18 protein-coding genes are annotated in these 17,665 nt (G+C 44.1%); 4 read left to right on the top strand and 14 right to left on the bottom strand.

The annotated features are described in order from the left end of the window. Positions 1-40: 40 nt before the first annotated feature. The 6 genes from GZ22_RS15600 to GZ22_RS15575 all read right to left on the bottom strand — a co-directional run bounded on the left by GZ22_RS15600 (position 41) and on the right by GZ22_RS15575 (position 5,148). A complete protein-coding gene (locus GZ22_RS15600) occupies positions 41-769 on the bottom strand; it encodes a ThuA domain-containing protein (protein ID WP_084160772.1) in 729 nt (242 codons plus the stop codon). A 159-nt stretch (positions 770-928) separates the two neighbouring features. Then, complete coding sequence (locus GZ22_RS15595) at positions 929-1,459, bottom strand: chromate transporter (RefSeq protein WP_038564443.1); 531 nt, start codon at positions 1,457-1,459, stop codon at positions 929-931. Further along, positions 1,456-2,010 (bottom strand): chromate transporter, encoded by a 555-nt coding sequence (locus GZ22_RS15590; RefSeq protein ID WP_038564441.1) that lies wholly within the window; start codon positions 2,008-2,010, stop codon positions 1,456-1,458. Before GZ22_RS15590 ends, GZ22_RS15595 begins: the two co-directional genes overlap by 4 nt. A gap of 14 nt (positions 2,011-2,024) precedes the next feature. Next, entirely contained in the window at positions 2,025-3,635 is a 1,611-nt protein-coding gene (ggt, locus tag GZ22_RS15585; protein WP_038564439.1) for a gamma-glutamyltransferase, read from the bottom strand. A 40-nt stretch (positions 3,636-3,675) separates the two neighbouring features. Further along, on the bottom strand, positions 3,676-4,431 hold the full coding sequence (locus GZ22_RS15580) for a Cof-type HAD-IIB family hydrolase (RefSeq protein ID WP_038564437.1): 756 nt from the start codon (positions 4,429-4,431) through the stop codon (positions 3,676-3,678). A gap of 24 nt (positions 4,432-4,455) precedes the next feature. Further along, positions 4,456-5,148 (bottom strand): HAD family hydrolase, encoded by a 693-nt coding sequence (locus GZ22_RS15575; RefSeq protein ID WP_038564435.1) that lies wholly within the window; start codon positions 5,146-5,148, stop codon positions 4,456-4,458. 91 nt (positions 5,149-5,239) lie between these two features. Between GZ22_RS15575 and GZ22_RS15570 the strand changes: the two genes are divergently transcribed. Further along, positions 5,240-5,974, top strand: a complete 735-nt coding sequence (locus tag GZ22_RS15570) for an alpha/beta fold hydrolase (protein WP_051748365.1) — start codon at positions 5,240-5,242, stop codon at positions 5,972-5,974. Here GZ22_RS15570 and GZ22_RS15565 read toward each other — a convergent pair. From GZ22_RS15565 to GZ22_RS15535, 7 genes are all read right to left on the bottom strand, one after another. Next, complete coding sequence (locus tag GZ22_RS15565; protein ID WP_038564433.1) at positions 5,965-6,438, bottom strand: hypothetical protein; 474 nt, start codon at positions 6,436-6,438, stop codon at positions 5,965-5,967. The two genes, GZ22_RS15570 and GZ22_RS15565, sit on opposite strands and share 10 nt — an antisense overlap. Positions 6,439-6,623: 185 nt before the next feature. Further along, positions 6,624-7,532 carry a hypothetical protein gene (locus GZ22_RS15560; protein WP_038564431.1) on the bottom strand — a complete coding sequence of 303 codons (909 nt, stop codon included), beginning with the start codon at positions 7,530-7,532 and terminating at the stop codon, positions 6,624-6,626. A gap of 63 nt (positions 7,533-7,595) precedes the next feature. Next, entirely contained in the window at positions 7,596-8,402 is an 807-nt protein-coding gene (locus GZ22_RS15555) for an alpha/beta fold hydrolase (protein WP_038564428.1), read from the bottom strand. Between the two features lie 2 nt (positions 8,403-8,404). Beyond that, the gene (locus GZ22_RS15550; protein WP_038564426.1) at positions 8,405-8,602 is read right to left on the bottom strand and encodes a hypothetical protein; all 198 of its coding nucleotides are present in this window, start codon (positions 8,600-8,602) and stop codon (positions 8,405-8,407) included. 92 nt (positions 8,603-8,694) lie between these two features. Further along, a complete protein-coding gene (locus GZ22_RS15545) occupies positions 8,695-9,105 on the bottom strand; it encodes a hypothetical protein (protein ID WP_038564423.1) in 411 nt (136 codons plus the stop codon). A 92-nt stretch (positions 9,106-9,197) separates the two neighbouring features. Further along, complete coding sequence (locus tag GZ22_RS15540; RefSeq protein ID WP_038564420.1) at positions 9,198-11,855, bottom strand: MMPL family transporter; 2,658 nt, start codon at positions 11,853-11,855, stop codon at positions 9,198-9,200. Then, positions 11,852-12,301: a MarR family winged helix-turn-helix transcriptional regulator gene (locus GZ22_RS15535; protein WP_038564417.1), complete on the bottom strand. Its 450-nt coding sequence runs from the start codon at positions 12,299-12,301 to the stop codon at positions 11,852-11,854. Before GZ22_RS15535 ends, GZ22_RS15540 begins: the two co-directional genes overlap by 4 nt. 386 nt (positions 12,302-12,687) lie before the next feature. Here GZ22_RS15535 and GZ22_RS15530 point away from each other — a divergent pair, with 386 nt between their 5' ends. Together GZ22_RS15530 and GZ22_RS15525 are read left to right on the top strand one after the other, a co-directional pair. Beyond that, positions 12,688-15,336 (top strand): beta-glucosidase, encoded by a 2,649-nt coding sequence (locus GZ22_RS15530; RefSeq protein ID WP_051748362.1) that lies wholly within the window; start codon positions 12,688-12,690, stop codon positions 15,334-15,336. Between the two features lie 54 nt (positions 15,337-15,390). Continuing rightward, positions 15,391-16,827 (top strand): glycoside hydrolase family 30 protein, encoded by a 1,437-nt coding sequence (locus GZ22_RS15525; RefSeq protein ID WP_051748360.1) that lies wholly within the window; start codon positions 15,391-15,393, stop codon positions 16,825-16,827. Positions 16,828-16,878: 51 nt separating this feature from the next. Here the strand turns inward: GZ22_RS15525 and GZ22_RS15520 are convergent, their stop codons facing one another. Beyond that, a complete protein-coding gene (locus GZ22_RS15520) occupies positions 16,879-17,232 on the bottom strand; it encodes a nuclear transport factor 2 family protein (protein WP_038564414.1) in 354 nt (117 codons plus the stop codon). Positions 17,233-17,377: 145 nt separating this feature from the next. Here GZ22_RS15520 and GZ22_RS15515 point away from each other — a divergent pair, with 145 nt between their 5' ends. Then, complete coding sequence (locus GZ22_RS15515) at positions 17,378-17,644, top strand: hypothetical protein (protein WP_051748359.1); 267 nt, start codon at positions 17,378-17,380, stop codon at positions 17,642-17,644. Positions 17,645-17,665: the final 21 nt, after the last annotated feature.

Genomic DNA, 17,665 nt, shown 5'->3' with positions numbered 1-17,665 from the left:
CTCTTTATGTAAAAGCCGTCGAGCTGAGACGGCTTTATACTCATTTCTTCGCAAGGCGCAGTATCGGCTCCAAGGCTTCTGACTTTCCGTAGTGCGGGACGACAGCTGAGGGTGCTGCTGCCCACTCGCATGCATTTCGGATAACAGTCTGCACATTCTTATCATAGTAAGTCGGGTACGTTTCATGACCGGGTCGGAAATAGAAGATTTTCCCTTTTCCTCGATTGTACGTGCAGCCGCTGCGGAAAACTTCGCCGCCTTCAAACCAGCTGATGAACAGCGTATGATCAGGTTCTGGTATATCGAAATGCTCACCGTACATTTCTTCTTCCGGAAGCTCGAAATACTCACCTAGACCTCTCGTAATCGGATGACTTGGCTGAACCACCCAAATTCGTTCCTTCTCTCCATCCTGTCTCCATTTCAGGTCACAAGTTGTGCCCATCAAATTGCGGAATATCTTGGAGAAATGGCCGGAATGGAGGACAATCAGTCCCATACCTGCCAGAACACGCTGTTTCACTCGCTCAATTGCATAGTCATTCAGTTCATCATGCGCCTTATGTGCCCACCAGATCAGGACATCCGTTTGCTCCAGCGTCTCTTGGTCCAATCCCTGCTCCGAATCATCAAGTGTCCTTGTCTGTACAGCAAATCCAGTGTCCTCCAGGAATTCGGCAATTGCTCCATGAATGCCTCGGGGATAGATGCTTCTCACCTGGTCGTTTTCCTTCTCATGACGGTATTCGTTCCATATGGTAACGCGCATAAGATGCTCCTTCTTCATTTTTTATCCTATTCCCCATGTTAAGTAGCTACCCGGTTCCCTATTAGATTATGCAGTGAATTTTATTTTACTAATTACATTAGCCCTTTTCCTTACATCTCCTGCCCAGAGAAAAAGATCCTGCAAAAAATTTGCAGGATCTCATCCGAGAAGCAGAGCACCATAAACCAAAGCACCAAGGATAACAAAGGCAGGATGCACCTTCCATCTCTCCATAAGTAAATAGCTTAGTACAACCAAGATGATCGTATGTATCCAGCCTGCACTTTCATAAGAAGTGTGGAAAAAGCTGATTGCCATGCCTGCCAGCAGCACAGCGATTGTCGGTCGGATATATGCTGTCATTCTTTTTACTCGAGGAGAATCCTTGAACTTCGCTAAAATACTTAATAATCCAATCATTAAGATGAGTGAAGGCGCTACTGTAGCGAACAAACCGATTGTAGCTCCAAGCACACCCGCTTGCTGAAAACCGATCACACCTGCCAGCTTCGTCGCAATCGGTCCGGGAAGTGCATTTGCCAGTGCCAGCATCTGGCTGTAATCAGCTGTTGTCATCCAGCCATATCTATCCACCACTTCATTTTCGATGAGCGGAATAGTTGCTGGGCCACCACCATATCCAACAATTCCAGGAATGAAGAAGGCGAGGAATATCTGCCAATAAATCATGCTTTCTCTTCCTCCTTCCGTTTCTCCGGTTTTACAAGTGCAAACAGAAGAAGCGCCAGGATAAGGAATGCTGGATGGATATGAAGCAGTTCAATCAGCACAACAGATGCAGCTAGCAAAGCAACAATCTGCCAGCTGCTCAACCCATTACGGGACTTTTTAAGAAAATCCAGTGTCATCACTGCCAGCATGACACCAACAACAGGTATGACAGCTGTTGTCATACCGCTGAGCCAAGGCTGATCGCTCAATGCATCAACAAAATAAAACAGGACAATGAGCAGTACGACTGTCGGAATGACGGTAGCGATCAAAGCGCTGACCATACCAATAAAGCCGCCGACACGATAGCCGATGTATCCTGCAAGCTTTGTTGCTATCGGACCGGGCAAACTGTTGCCAAGTGCCAGCGTGTTACCAAACTCTTCATCATCCATCCACTTATACTGTTTGACGACTTCCTTTTCCACAAGCGGGATCGACGATGGACCGCCGCCGTATCCTAGGATGCCGACACGGAAAAATGCCATAAATAATTGCCAGTAGATCATGTTGTTCAACCTTTCTAATACGAAGCGATGCTGCCGTCTGCTCGCGCTTCTGTTCCTCCGTATAATGTTCCGTTCTCTGGGTCGCGCCAAATAACTTGTCCGCGCCCGAATGTGGACCTGTCGGCTTTGACCTCGATATCATGCCCTTTACGGATCAGTGCCTCCGCGATATGTTTCGGGAAATCTGCTTCTACATGGAATGTCTTGTCTTTGATCCACTGCCAGCGTGGAGCGTCCAGAGCTGTTTGCGGATTAAGTCCGAAATCAAGCATATTCATAACCACCTGAGCGTGCCCCTGTGGCTGCATGAATCCGCCCATTACCCCAAACGGTCCGATAGCTTGATTTTCTTTCGTCAAAAAGCCCGGAATGATTGTGTGGAAAGACTTCTTCCCGCCTTGCAGGCTGTTTGCATGCTCAGGATCCAGACTGAAATTGTGTCCGCGGTTTTGCAGCGCAATACCTGTTCCTGGTACGACCAGCCCGGAACCGAATCCATGGTAGTTACTCTGAATGAAGGAAACCATATTTCCCTCACTATCTGCTGTAGCCAAATAAACCGTTCCGCCTGCTTTCGGTTCGCCCGCCTCCGGTTCCTGCGCAGTCTCTCCGATTTGGTCTCTTCTTTTGGCAGCATAAGCATCTGACAACAATTCTTCCACAGTGACAGGCATATGCTGTTCTTCGGTTATGTATGCATGTCCATCGGCGAATGCAAGCTTCATCGCTTCCATTTGCTTATGATATGTATCAATTGATTCTTTTTCTTGGAAAGAGAAACCTTTTAATATATTCAAAGCTGAAAGAGCTACTAGCCCTTGCCCGTTCGGTGGAATTTCCCACACATCGTAGCCACGGTAATTGACAGAAATCGGCTCTACCCATTCCGGCTCATAAGCTGCCAAATCCTCTTTTGTAAGGAAGCCGCCATTATCAGCAGAAAATTCCGTCATTTTAGCAGCTAGTTCTCCTTTATAAAAAGCAGCCGCATCTGTACGCGCTATTTGCCGAAGTGTTTCAGCATGATCAGGAGATCGCCATATGTCTCCGATCTTCGGATACTCTCCATTTGGAGCGAATGTGTCAAACCAACCATTGTACATTGGTTCTGTACATGAAGTCCTGAATTTCTTATAAGCACGTTCCCACAGCTTAGCAACTGTCGGAGTTACCGCAAACCCGTTTTCAGCATAATATATTGCTGGCTGCAGCACTTCTATTAATGGAAGCTTACCGAAGCGCTTGCTAAGGGCAGCCCATCCGCCTGGTGCACCTGGTACAGTGACCGGCAGGAAACCTTGCAAAGGCATTTCATCATGTCCAAGCTCTCTCACTTTATCAATGCTAATTGATTGGGGTGCTGGGCCGCTAGCATTCAAACCATATAACTTGTCCTTCATCCAAACAAGCGCGAAAGCATCGCCGCCGATTCCATTAGAAGTCGGCTCCACAACTGTCAGCATGGCTGCAGTTGCAATCGCGGCATCGACTGCATTACCGCCTTTTTTCAGCATATCCAGTCCTGCTTGTGCAGCAAGCGGCTGTGACGTGGCTACCATTCCCTGTCTGGCAATGGTCGTCATACGCTGTGAATGATATGGGTAATACAAATGATCTGTCTTCATTCTGTCTCCCCCTTATGTAAGAAGCCCGGAATACCCGGGCTTATGACCATCCTAGCAGATGGTGGATCGCTTTTGCTACCCCATCAGCTTCATTTGTATCAGTTTGATAGTTTGCGACTTCCTTGACTGCATCCTGGGCATTGCCCATCGCTACGCCGCAACCAACAGCTTCAATCATCTTGATATCATTCAGGCTATCACCCATTGCAATTACTTGCTCCATTTTAATACCAAGTCTATCACAGACTTTTTGCACTGCTTCTGCTTTGTTAATTCCCACTGCATTGACCTCGATATTTGTTGGACTGGAATTGGAAAGCTCCAGTTCATTTTTATCGGACAGAGCTTTGACGATCGCTTCCCGTTTTGCATCATCAAATGTATCAAATCCGAATTTCAGCCAATCATATTCCTCCATATTTGCTGGGAAATTACCGCGGAACACATGCTCCGTGCTGACTGCCCAATAATGTGTGTCATACTCATCAGCCAAGCTCTTCATCTTTTTGATCAAATCATCCTCGATCAATACACGCTCGAGCAGTTCGCCGCCAGCGGTCCAGATTTCACTTCCGTTTACTGTCACCAAAAAAGATCGCAGCCCAAGATCATCAGCATAAGGCTTACATGTCCGAATACCTCGACCTGTGCTAAGGATAACATCGACACCTTCCTCTTGCGCCCGTTGTATCGCCTGTCTATTCGCATCCGATACCTCTTCACGCGGATTGAGCATTGTACCATCCATATCAAGTGCGATCAGCTTGTAATCCTTTTGTGTTACGTTCTCAGCCATCCAATCTCCCCTTTATGTAAATGCTTAGTCCATGTCCATTATAGTATAGTCGTCTTTATTTTTCCTTTCAGACCGATTCCAGTTGGCCAAGAGAGCTGGCAGCACTCGCCAATCAGAGAAACTCGGCACCCCTTCCAGCTTACCGCCGAAAAATACCGGCTGTAGACCTGCGCTTTTGCTGCCTGCTACATCAACCTCTGCATGATCTCCGACAAAAACGGCTTCTGATGCTGCTGCCTCCACCTCTAACAGCGCCATCTCAAAGATTGCAGGATCCGGCTTTCGCAAGCCGACTGCTTCGGAAATGATCAAGCTTTGGCAATGCCAGTACAACCCAAGCTGTTCAATCACCTGCTGTTGAAGCAGGGCCGGTCCATTTGTGACAACGCCTAATGTATAAGACATACTTAGTTCCTGCAAAGTCTCAAGCGCTTCCGGAAATGCGACCGCAAACTGTGCTACCTTTTCAAAATAATCAGCAGTCAATACAGGCTCCAAGCCCGTATCTAAAGAAAATTGATTTAATAGCTCATGATACACAACTGGCTTCTCCACATAACCATTTTTATCCAATTCTAGAAATGTTTCTGTAAAATCCGATTCACTCACTCCTGGCAGCTTAGATTCATACCGTTGGAATTGATCAGCCAAAAACCGCTGTAATGTAGTATGTCTGTCATGGATCGTTCCATCCAAATCAAAAAGAATTGCTTTCATCCTGTCTCTCCCGTTTCTCTTTTTCTCCATCATACGCCTTTCAAGAAAGATTGTCAGTACTCCGCTATACTTACATTAAGAGGTGAGGAAAATGAAAATAACTATCTATCATGAACATCAGGAGCAGACACTGTTATTCCTACATGGAGGCGGTGTTGGTGGCTGGATGTGGAAAGAGCAAATAATGCATTTTAAAGACTACAGATGCGCCGTGGCGGAGTTGGACTTTGAGGTAGCTAATGCAACAATAGAACATCTAGCGGATCAGCTGTTGAAATGGGCAGAAAACAATATGCGTAACGGTAAGCTAGCTTTAATCGGGTTTTCCATTGGCGCACAGATTGCCTTGCAGATGGTAAGCAAGCGCCCAGATTTGTTCTGTTTTACCATGCTTAACAGCCCGCTTACAATTCCGGTAAAGCTACCGAGAAACATTATTCAATGCGCTGTCAGTTTAACGTATCCATTGGTTAAAAAGAGGAGTTTTGCAGCTTTGCAAGCGCGCGCTCTCTCAATTCCTGCCGAAGACTTTGATGCGTACTACCAATATAGTTTGCAAATATCCTCTATGGCACTCACTAAGATGCTCGAAGAAAATATGCAGTTTTCTATTCCCCAAGATTTCTCTAACATTAAAACCGATATTCTTGTAACAGTAGGTGAAAAGGAAAAACAAATCATGAAACGATCCGCAACTGAACTAACAAACCGTAATTGCTATTGCAGCAGCCTCTTAATTGCTGATATTGGACACGGCTTTCCTGTAGAACAGCCTCAGTTATTCAACCTTTTGCTGCGCCAAAAACTAGCTACTCATCAATTCTGATTCCGATAATCCCATAAAATACGCCATTCTCCCTTTTCCTTTGTTACGTAGACATACTGCACAAAGGAAAAACGTCCGTACTTTCCTTGATAATTCTGTTTAACTGTATAAGAATAGACGTCTTTATAGGTCTGTCCATTTGGTTCTGCTCGCCACTTTTTATGCTTTTCTCCCTTTTCTATATCAAATGAAAAAGTGTCTGCACCAAAATGACCCATAAATACATGAGAACGATCCGTCACATAGTCTTTAAGCGGAAATCTGGCCTGTACATCCTTATGCAGCAAACCCCAAGAGGCAGCAAATTCGCCCTTCTGTTCTAAAGTATAAAAATCTTCCACAGTCTTTTTAGCCTGATTGGGAGAAGCGCTGTTAAACAAGAGGGCAAACAGACAAAACAGCAGCATAATAAGGAAGCATATCGCCATCAGTTGCTTACGTTTGATTCTCCGGTAATGATGCATAAACATAGCCCCCTTCAGGACTAGCTTATTCACCAACTGCTGAAGGTAGTATGAAAAGAATGTATGTGATAAAGGTGTTTAGTCAAAAAAATCCAAACTACGCAAATTCTTAAATAGAAATTCGCATGAATTTGGATTTTATTTTTTTAATAAAGTCTTGTTTGTCTTAAATAATATGTCCAAGCTTAATGCTTCTCCATCTGACCGTATGATACATTGGTAGCATAAAATCCACTGCCTTTACCGGTATACAGCGATAACTCCTCTTCTTCCTCTTCCGTTGCTTCTCCTCTGAGGCTAAGGAAATAAAGGATACTCACGTCCATCTCTTTATCCTCTGCATCGCCTTCTGGGCCTGGATGATGATCGCGAAGTTCATCAGCATCTGCTTCCATTCCCCATTTTATATGATGGTACAAGTTCTCGAAGGTTCTTTCTGCATCTGGTGTGATGTTACCCGCCATATACTCTTGTTTCACTTGTTCAAGGTCATGTGTCCGGAAGTACTCGATTAACTCTTTTCCATCACCATATTGGAAAAATTCTCCCCAAATGGTCGGTGTCTGTTCTCCTAATTGAAACAGCATCAAGTACTTGATCTCGAAACGTTCTCTTTCCTCAGGATGTCGTTCACCGCGCTCAGAAGCATCCTCGGTAATTTCTCCTTCAAAGACCTCCAAACAAAACTTCTTGTATTCCTCATCAAATTGACGCATCACTTCCCACAGACGATGGATATCTTTATCAAATAATTCCTTGCTGCGGAAAATGGTTGCAAGCATGATGAAGCGGAATAACCCTCGTAAATGTGTATTGATTTTTTTCTGGCTCCAATCATAATGCTCTTTGCGAAAAGCATCATTGATCTTATCCACATAGTCAAAATTCAGTGCCTGTTTCAGCCTATCAAAATGCTCTTCATCTACTATTCCTGTCGGACGCAGCCTTAACGTATCGTACTGGAGCTTCAACTGCTCCCGGTGCCGATCGGAATTCTGCATAGGGCGTTTACGCGCTCCCGTGTTGTAGAAGACAGCTATCCCGACAAGTATAATGACAACTGCTATCCCTATAATCGTAACAAGTCCATCCATCTCTTTTCCTCCTGCCCATGACAAAATAGAGCTGACTCACTCGTCAGCTCTATTATAATTCGTTTAGCTCTGCAAAACACGCAGCAGCTCTTGATTGAATTTTTCTTTTTCATCGAACATAAGTCCGTGGCCGCTGTTTTCAAAAGGAATAATTGTTGAATTGACGATACCGCCTGTCAATTCAGCAGTGAAATCAAACGGACAAATCTCATCCTTTTGACCATGGAAGATATATGTCGGTGTGCTGATCTGCACCAGTTCAGCACGAAGATCTTCATCACGAAGAGCTTCCATAGCCTGAATGGTACCATGCCCGCTAGCTTCCAAGCCTAGATGGAAGAACCATTCCTTAAAAGGCTCAGAATGTTCTTGAGCGAAGAACATATCTCCAAAGTCTTGCAGCGTATTTGGACGATCCGCCTGAATCTGCGCGATCATATCATCTGCTTCTTCCTTCTTCATACCAAACGGATATGCATCACGCTGCGTGAACACAGGAGCTGCTGCAGATAAGAGAAGCAGCTTGTTCACTTTAGCAAGACCGTATTTATTCATATAACGAATGGCAATCGGACCACCCATCGAAAAGCCAGCTAAAACAAAATTATTTAGTCCCAGATGCTCGACAACAGCATGTACTGCTTCTGCCTGCGCATCATAGGTGTAGCTGTCCCATGGCTTATCCGATTTACCAAATCCAAGCAAATCGATACCGACGAAACGGTAGCCTTGCTTCGGAAGCTCATTCATTTGATATTCGAACATCTTATGGTTTACCGGCCATCCGTGTATAAAGACGACAGGAATACCTGTCCCGATATCTTCCGCAAATACGTTATATCCTGATTCTGTTTTAATCACATGTCCCATTATTATCTCCCCTTGCGATTATAGTCTCGTTCTCTTGGTTCTTTCTTTTCTCTTTTTCTTAATTCTCGGAATAAGAAAAATGCCCCTACTACACCTGAAAGAATAGTGAGCAGTAGAAAAATCGTATTGATAGTGAATGCATAGATAAGTAGGAATACAAGCGCTAGGATGAAAAATCCGAAATAGCCTGCTATCTTCATACGCCCCACTCCTTCCATTTATGTTATTGCTTCTGTATACCCTTTAGGTACCACGATTAAGCAAAAGAAAAAAGCATGCCTCCGCAGCATGCTTAATGAGTGTGCAAAATAGTGCCTTCTGGTCCGATTAAATTGACCTCCAGTTCGATTTCACGGTTGATGTCATCTTCTAGATTATGTGCTTCCACAACATCCGCTGCTTCTCCTTTCACTTCTTCCCAAACAGTCTGCATATGATGATCGACTTCCTCTCCCTCGTTCTGAATGCGCAAACTGATAATGCCTTCGGGCTCAAAACCAACTCCCAGTACTTCATACGTATCATAAACAGCCAGCTCCTCAACTGCTGTATTGTTCACTTCCTCCAATGCGTGACGGATCATCTCTTCGTGGACATCATTATACGGAACAGGATGGGTAGATCGGTCGGTGAAGAAAAATAGCAGGCCAGCTATTACCATTGTCCCAGCCAAAACAAGACGCAATCCAAGGCTTCGTTTCATCTGCATACCTCCATTCCTTGCTACTATATGCAGCATGGTACGGAAACTTGTCCATTTAAAAAAGAGCACGCCTCGCGGCGCACTCCTTTTACTTATTTATCTTCTTCTCTTCGTTTACGTTTGAATGGCCACCAGTTCAGTTCGCCAAGTGTTGTAGCGACTGCTGGGATAAGCAGCGGCAGAATCACGAGTCCGTACAATAACAGACCAATGATGATAACTGTTGCTACTTCCAGAAGCGTCAATACACCTGATGGCATCATCGCAGCGAACGTACCTGCCAAAATGATTGCGGCGGTAATAATAACTCCGCCCATTTTCTTCATGGAGTGAACCATGCCAGCCTGCAGATCATCACGAGCTTCTTCGGTAAATCGATCAAGCAGGAAGATGGAATAATCGACTCCAAGTGATATCAAGATAACAAAGCTGAAGAACGGAACAGCCCAGCTTACACCTGCATAGTCCAAACCATTGACAAAGATCAATTCGGTGATGGAAATAGCAGTATAGTAAGTAAGCAGCAAGGAACCAATCATGTAAGCCGGAATGACCATAGAACGGAACAGCAAAGTCAAGATAATGAATAATCCGACCATCATGATGACCATTGTCCGAGAAAGATCAGATGTAGAGAGATCTTCCAAATCGGCGTTGGTGCTCGTTACGCCGCCATAGACGATTTCCGCATTTTCATAAGGTGTATCCTTCACTTCTGCATCGATACGGTCCTTGATTGTCTGTAGTGTTTGAATCGCTTCTTCAGAGTATGGATCATCACTCAATACGACATCAAGTGTTACACCTTCTCCATCACGGAAACTATACGTATCGATACTTTCCTGGAAGTCACCCTCCAAAGCATCCTCCGGAATATACATACCAGTCTCACGTACTGTCTCGCTATCGCTAATATCACGCAGTGTATCAGATGCCGTTGTCAGTCCATCAGAAACTTGTGTTAGTCCTTCATTTGCCGAACCGACACCATCTGCAAGCTGCTGCAGCGTTTCAGTCAATGTACCAACCTGTTGCTGCTGACCTTGTAATTGTGTATCGGCCTGTTCCAGACCTGATTGAATCTGTGCGAGTTGTTCGCTGATTCCAGCCAGCTGAGCAGTTGCCTGCTGGACATTTCCAGTTTGCTGCAACTGACCAGTTACTTGCTGCAATGCAGTATTAACTTGACCAAGACCTTCTGTCGCATCAGATAGTCCGCCACCGCTTGATGAACCGGCACTGCCAGCTTGACCGGATATTTGATTCAGGCCATCTTGTACTTGCGTCAGCCCATCCTGTACCTCACCAATACCATCAACTGCATCGTTGATACCATCCGCGATTTGACCAGTTTGAGAATCTACATACAAGTCATCAATTTTTTCACCGGTAGGCTGTGTTGCTGTCCGGACTTTTTCCACACCATCAATCTTGCTGATCGCATCACTCAAGTTATCAAGATATGGCAATGTGTTTGCTGTTGTCAGATTCTCATCGTCATTGATGACAACCTGTATCGGCATCGCTTCCCCTTTTCCGATTGCGTCCCCGATAGCGTTAAGGCCTTTGATTGAATTATAATCACTGCTGATTTCCTCGGTAGAGTTGAAGGAAACTTGTTCATCGTACGTAAGTACAAACGGTACTGTTATCGCAGCCGTGATTGCCAGGAACAGCACCGGTCTTGCTACCGAATGACGTCCAAGGAAATGCCATAGCTTATTATCTCCGTGAGAAGCAGCCTTTTTGGAAGGCCAAAACAGTTTCTCGCCCAGCGTTACCATGAACAGCGGCAGTACCGTCACAAGGACAATTAAGAGTACCGCAACCCCTACTGCTACACCAACTGCAGATTGGAAGATAGCAAACTTCGCGAAGAAGATAGATGCAAATCCTACGAATACCGCAATGGCACTGATGAATAATGTACGTCCCGCTGTCCGATAAGCCGTAACAGTCGCTTCGACTTTATCATGACCATTAGCAAGCTCCTCTCGGAAACGGCTAAGCAGCAGGATACAATAATCGGTCCCGATACCAAATAAAATCGCCACCAAGAACGTCTGGGTAAACGTTGAAATCGGAAAGTCCAATGTGTCTACTAAAATAGCTAGAATTCCCTGACTGATCAAGTATGTAATGCCTACAGTGATCAAAGGAACAAATGGTGTCACGATGGAACGGAACACTATTAAAAGAAGTGCTACGATAATAAATACTGTAATTAGCTCTGTCTTTTTCAGGCCGTCTTCTGAAGTATTAGCAAAATCCTGATTAATCAATGACGCACCTGTCACATATGCTGTTTCATCGTCAGGTACAGCATCATAAATCTCCTCGGAGATTCTCTCGGCTTCTTCATCTGACCCTTCAACCGTAACCGGCATCATGACTGTCTTTTTATCCTCTGACATCATTTGATCCTGTATTTCTTGATTATCCGTCAGCGGTGTTGTTATCTCACTTACTCCGTCAATTTGTTCGACTTTATCGATAACTCCCTGAATCATGTCTTCACTGTCCTGATTCAAAGCTTCGTCCAGCTCGAAAACAACACTAAGTGAATTACTATTCTTCCCGGCATCTTCTAAAATATCGCTAGCGCGAATGGAAACAGCATCCTCTGGAAGCTGTGTCTGCCCCTTATCTGATGCAAGCTGGGTCAGATTCGGTGAAAAAATCGTTAATCCAACCGCGATCAAGATAACTGCAATCGCGATGATCCATTTAAAACGAATGATTGTCCTCAATCTTCTCTCTCCCCTTTTTTAAGCTGTTCTTTTACATCTGTAAAAATGCGGATGAATGTTTCTACGTCTTCGTCCTTAATATGCTCGAAAAGCCCGCAGAATCTATCATAAATAGCTTCCTCAGCTTGTTTCAGAATCTCTTCCCCATCCTCTGTAATTTGCACAAGCTTCGTTCGCTTATCCCCTTCTGAATCAACCCATTCCACCCAGCCCTTTTCATGCAGCTTTTTCAGGCGGTTGGAAATCGCACTTTTATGTACTTGCTGCACGATAGCCAAATGGCCAGGTGAGGACGCTCCATACAAGCTCAAGATTTTTATCAACCCAACTTGCTGTGGTGATACCTCCTTGAACACGTCATACGCTGAGCCTTTCTTATGAAACAATTCGGTAGCCATAAATGACACCTCATTGAAGAGATCAATTGCTTCTTTCAATTTATTCACGATGGTTTACCCCCTATACCAATTTAGTTTATACCCTAAACTATATGCAGTCAAACCTTTTTATCTGCTAATAAAATAAAAATATTATCTAAAAATGCAATATAAATGGGTACATATAGGCAGACAGTGTATCAACGACAGAATTACCCAAAATGTAGGCTCAGGAACCCGAAAGAATATATTTCCATTACGGCACGATTACAAATGTCCGTTTATAGCACTGTACTTTTCCTAGTAATACCCTTTTCTTAGTGTAATAGACTGGAAAACATCTGCATAAGAAACAAACAGTTTCGTCTATTCCCTTCCCTCTGCTGTTTCCGTAGCATTATACAAGAAACAGACGCCGCCACGTCTGACAGCTTTAAAAGAGGAGTGGAATACTATTGGCTAAGCTTACACGCTTTCCGATCATCGGATTTATAACTGTATTACTATTTGGACTTATCGCAGCTCCATTCCAAGCTTTTGCAGAAGAAACAGATAAACCTTGGATGAATGAAGATCTGTCCGCTAAAAAACGGACAAACCTGCTGCTTGATGCTATGTCACTTGAAGATAAGGTTAATCTCATCACAGGAAATTTAAACAATTATTATGGATACTACAATGAAGGAATGGAGAAATACGGAATTCCTGAACTGAAAATGGCAGATGGCCCGGCTGGGGTCAGAATTGCTAACCCAGACATACAGAACAAACAATCGACTGCAATGCCAGCACCGCTTGCCCTTGCAGCTTCATGGGATACAGATGCAGCAGCTGCATACGGAGATGTGCTCGGTAATGAAGCCTTCAATACGACACATAATGTGCTGCTCGGACCTGGCCTTGATATCGCGCGGAATGCATTCGGATCTCGTAACTTTGAATCATTAGGAGAAGATCCAGTACTGCAATCCCGTATGGCTACCTCATACATAAATGGTGTTCAAGACAATCATGTAATGACAACTGCCAAACACTACCTGCTGAATAACCAGGAAACATTGCGTTTCACAAATGATTCACAGGCAAGCGAACGTGCAATCCATGAAATTTACGCACGCCCATTCCAAGCAGCAATTGAAGATGCTGACCTTAGCAGTATCATGTGCTCCTTTAATAAAGTAAATACGGAATATGCTTGTGATAGTAAAACATTATTAACTGATCTGCTTCGCGATCAGCTAGACTTTGAAGGCTTTGTTATGAGCGACTATGGCGCTAACATTAGTACGGCTAACTCCATCAATTCTGGACTTGATTTGGAAACGCCAGGAGAACCTGATGGTAAATGGGGCGATAATCTGCTCCAAGCTGTTAAAGACGGTCAAGTTAGCGAAGAAACAATCAATCAAAGCACATACAGACTGCTTTACCAAATGTTCGATAAAGGTTTGATTGATCATCCAACACAAAATGAACAAATCGACACAGCAGCTCATGGACAAACAGCTCGTGAAATAGCTGCCGAAAGCATGGTTTTGCTGAAAAACAAAAAAGATATTTTGCCAATCCAGAACAAAACAGATTCCATTGCTGTAATCGGACCTGATGCTGATAATGCATCTGCAGCAGGCGGCGGAAGCTCGCTTGTGAATCCTACTTATACTGTGAGCCCGCTAGAAGGTATTGAAAGCCATGCTGGGAAAAATACCGAAGTCAGCTATACAGCTGGAACAGACCCAATCAGTGCAGGCGATGTTATGCCTGGACCTGACGCTGTCCCATCTTCCCTGCTGCACACTGCAAAAGATGCATCAGAGAATGGATTAAAAGCGGAATATTGGACGAATAAGAATTTTGAAGGAAACCCGTCACACGAACGTACAGACAGACAAGTTAACATGAACCTTGGATTCTATAACTATGAGGGTTTCAACTCTCAGTCACCTAAACTGGACAAACTGCCGACTAACTTGAACGGTATGATGTCTGCTCGATGGACTGGTGTAATTGAAGCTCCTAAGAATGGAACATATAAACTATCCACTACTAGCTTCGGTACAAGTAAACTTTATTTGGATGGCAAGCTGATTGTCGATAATGAAGGAAAAGAACTTGGCACAAAATCAGTTGAAGTAGAATTGAAAAAAGGCGAACAGCATGATATCAAAATCGAATATCAAACAGATTATGAAACTGGAGATGGCCGTGATTATGGCGGCCAAATGAGATTCGGCTGGGAACCTGCAAAAGGTGCTGTCGATGAACAGATCAAAGAAGCTGTCAAAGCTGCCAAGAAAGCAGACAAAGCTGTCATTGTAACGCGCACATATGATAGTGAAGGTTATACAGACCGTTCCGACATGGAACTGCCAAACAACCAGCAGCAGCTGATTGAAGAAGTGTCAAAAGTGAATAAAAATACGATTGTCGTGAATGAAAGTGGAATCGCAATTGAAATGGGAGACTGGCAAGACGATGTTAAAGCAATCGTTCAAGCTTGGTATCCGGGTCAAGAGCAAGGAAATGCCATTGCGGATGTCCTTTTCGGAGACGTCAATCCATCTGGTAAGCTTCCAGTTACATTCCCTGTCGATGAAGACAAGACGCCAACTAGCAGCGAAGACCAATTCCCTGGTACGAATGGCGTAAACAACTACTCAGAAGGTGTATTCGTGGGCTATCGCGGCTATGACAAACAAAACCTTGAAGTAGCTTATCCATTCGGATATGGTCTTTCTTATACCGACTTCAAGTATCGCAATCTGCATACAAAAGTGAAGCATAAGAAAGATGACACTAGTATTGAAGTAAAACTTAACCTTCGTAATACAGGAGATACAAAAGGCGCAGAAGTCGTCCAAGTATATGCAGGTGAACTACCGACGAATGATGTAGAAACTCCTGAAAAGCAATTAGCCGGATTTGAAAAAGTCGAGCTGAAAGCTGGTAAACAGAAGTCCGTTAAGATTAAGCTTGATCCAAAAGCATTCTCTTATTATGACGAAACGAAAAAAGAATGGGTTATGCCTTCTGGCGAAGTACCTGTCTATGTGGGCAGCTCTTCCGAAGATGTTAGATTAGAAGGTACAGTAACCTTGCCATAACAAAAAGAAAACATCCTGCAGATATCCTGCAGGATGTTTTTGTAAGGAGGAAATATGATGACAAGACTCGCTGCCCTTCTCTTAATCATTCTATGTTTTTTCCTGCTGCTGGATAGGTTTAAAGAACCTCCTCCCATAGCAAACAGCTGGCTGACTACTGGTGATGAACAGCATCTTCTCGAGAAACAGCAAGCTAAGTTATTCCAGGATGACAAGCAAGATATACCAACCATTTATATAGATAAGGATAAAACGTATCAGCAAATGGAAGGCTTTGGAGCGGCGATGACTGGCTCAAGTGCCTATTTGCTGGAGCATAAATTGTCGACACAAGAACGTGACGCGTTATTTCAGGACCTGTTTACCGACTCTGGCATTAAATTATCTTATCTCCGCCACACAATCGGAGCATCAGATTATAGTGTAGATGATACAGGAAATCCATCTTCCTATACGTATGCAGATCAGCAAGGTCCGCCAGAAGATCCGCTGCAGCATTTCTCCACTGCACTAGATCAAACCGTAATGAACATGCTGAAACAAGCAAAAGAAAACAACCCTGAACTACGATTGATGGGTACGCCATGGACTGCACCACCGTGGTTGAAATACGGAGAGCACACATATAATGGATCCTATTTGAATTATACAGACCAACGTACCTATGAGATTTACGCCGATTATTTTGTACAATATTTAATGGCTTACCAGGAGCAAGGACTGCCTGTTGATATGCTATCCGTGCAAAATGAGCCGCAATTTGAAACAGCGGCCTATCCAAGTATGTCTATGGGCGCAGCAGAACAGCAATACTTTATCCAGAATTTTTTAGGCCCAGCAATTCAGGACGCTGGTTTGGAAACAGCAATTCTTGCGTATGACCATAATTGGGAAAACAGCAAGGACTATGCGGAGACAGTACTCAATGGAGCCTCTGATTATACAGCAGGAACTGCTTATCATTGTTACGCAGGCAATCCAGAGGATGCTGAAGAGATCCACCAGCTTCATTCCGATAAAGGCATCTACTTTACAGAGTGCAGCGGCGGAGCATGGAGTGAGGATTTCGGAGACAACTTGAGCTGGCTGATGGACCAGGTGATCATTGGTACCACCCGGAATTGGGCCAAAACGGTGCTTTTATGGAACTTAGCACTGGATGAGACAGGCGGACCGACAAATGGCGGCTGTACGAACTGCCGAGGCGTCGTCACAATCAACAGCCAAACGAGCGGCATCAAGAAAAACGTTGAATATTATGCTCTTGGCCATATTAGCAAGTTTGTCCAGCCAGGGGCAGTTCGTATCTCAAGTACCGAGCTACCGCAACTCTCAACTGCCGCTTTTTGGGATCAAAAAGAAGATAAAATTATCATACTCGCAGCAAATACGAGCAATAATACGCAAACCTTCCAGCTAGCAGAGGAGAACCAATATCTCCAATATACACTCGCTCCTCAATCTGCTATCACTTTTGTTTGGGATAATTGATGATGATAATGTTCAACATAAAAAGGCGGCCTGCAGATGCAGCCGCCTCTTTCATTCTGCTGGAGTTCCTTGATGGAATAACATCCGCCAGCCGCCCGGCTGATAACGCCAAATGGAGCTTCGCAGCTGCTCTCTTCCTGAGGCTGCATCACAAGTCCGAAATGTTGCTAAAACTGTGTCCTCAGATAGAATCCGCACATCAAAATCCCTAATATTCAAATCGACTGAATCTAATCCATTTGTGACAATATCAACTTTACTAAATGATTGGCCGGATGATCCATGTTCCAAAAAGTCTTCTGTCAGTAAGTTGCCGACAGCGTCTGTCGATAGTCTCGTGTCATCTTCCAGCAGGGACCTTTCTAATTGCAGGATTGTCTCTTTCACTTGCAGCTGTTCATCCATCTCGACTCGCCTCGCTTTTTTTCTTAATTATATCCTTACGTCCATTCTATGAAAAGGGTTTCAAAATACAACAAAAAAGACTTGCAGACTGTATTTGTATACAAATGTGAAAACTGGTACAGTATTTAAAAGATGAGGTGACTAAATGGAATTCAAAAGAACACCGCTCGTTGCGGCACTATTGAGCTTTCTATTTGCTGGCTTAGGCCAGTTTTATAATCAACAGAATTTGAAAGGAACCATCTTTGTTTTGGTCAATCTGATTAATCTGTTCCTAATGTGGTTTGTTGTCGGTCTGTTCACGTTTTTCATTTTTTGGATTTATAATATCTTTGACGCCTATAAAATGGCAAAACGCGCAAATATGAAACTTGCCCGTCAGAGCGGTAAAGTCGAACCTTCGACGAACTAATACAGCTGCCCATATGAGGCG

This window comes from Terribacillus saccharophilus (assembly GCF_000725365.1).
Lineage (GTDB): Bacteria > Bacillota > Bacilli > Bacillales > Amphibacillaceae > Terribacillus > Terribacillus saccharophilus.
The sequence above is the reverse complement of the archived record's forward strand: the minus strand, read 5'-3'. Positions and strand labels throughout refer to the sequence as shown.

What these genes read in the sequence shown, in the direction of transcription:
- GZ22_RS15600 (WP_084160772.1), bottom strand. Translation starts at nt 769, where the DNA reads ATGCGCGTTACCATATGGAACGAATACCGTCATGAGAAGGAAAACGAC.
- GZ22_RS15595 (WP_038564443.1), bottom strand. Translation starts at nt 1,459, where the DNA reads ATGATTTATTGGCAGATATTCCTCGCCTTCTTCATTCCTGGAATTGTT.
- GZ22_RS15590 (WP_038564441.1), bottom strand. Translation starts at nt 2,010, where the DNA reads ATGATCTACTGGCAATTATTTATGGCATTTTTCCGTGTCGGCATCCTA.
- ggt (WP_038564439.1), bottom strand. Translation starts at nt 3,635, where the DNA reads ATGAAGACAGATCATTTGTATTACCCATATCATTCACAGCGTATGACG.
- GZ22_RS15580 (WP_038564437.1), bottom strand. Translation starts at nt 4,431, where the DNA reads ATGGCTGAGAACGTAACACAAAAGGATTACAAGCTGATCGCACTTGAT.
- GZ22_RS15575 (WP_038564435.1), bottom strand. Translation starts at nt 5,148, where the DNA reads ATGAAAGCAATTCTTTTTGATTTGGATGGAACGATCCATGACAGACAT.
- GZ22_RS15570 (WP_051748365.1), top strand. Translation starts at nt 5,240, where the DNA reads ATGAAAATAACTATCTATCATGAACATCAGGAGCAGACACTGTTATTC.
- GZ22_RS15565 (WP_038564433.1), bottom strand. Translation starts at nt 6,438, where the DNA reads ATGCATCATTACCGGAGAATCAAACGTAAGCAACTGATGGCGATATGC.
- GZ22_RS15560 (WP_038564431.1), bottom strand. Translation starts at nt 7,532, where the DNA reads ATGGATGGACTTGTTACGATTATAGGGATAGCAGTTGTCATTATACTT.
- GZ22_RS15555 (WP_038564428.1), bottom strand. Translation starts at nt 8,402, where the DNA reads ATGGGACATGTGATTAAAACAGAATCAGGATATAACGTATTTGCGGAA.
- GZ22_RS15550 (WP_038564426.1), bottom strand. Translation starts at nt 8,602, where the DNA reads ATGAAGATAGCAGGCTATTTCGGATTTTTCATCCTAGCGCTTGTATTC.
- GZ22_RS15545 (WP_038564423.1), bottom strand. Translation starts at nt 9,105, where the DNA reads ATGAAACGAAGCCTTGGATTGCGTCTTGTTTTGGCTGGGACAATGGTA.
- GZ22_RS15525 (WP_051748360.1), top strand. Translation starts at nt 15,391, where the DNA reads ATGATGACAAGACTCGCTGCCCTTCTCTTAATCATTCTATGTTTTTTC.
- GZ22_RS15520 (WP_038564414.1), bottom strand. Translation starts at nt 17,232, where the DNA reads ATGGATGAACAGCTGCAAGTGAAAGAGACAATCCTGCAATTAGAAAGG.
- GZ22_RS15515 (WP_051748359.1), top strand. Translation starts at nt 17,378, where the DNA reads ATGGAATTCAAAAGAACACCGCTCGTTGCGGCACTATTGAGCTTTCTA.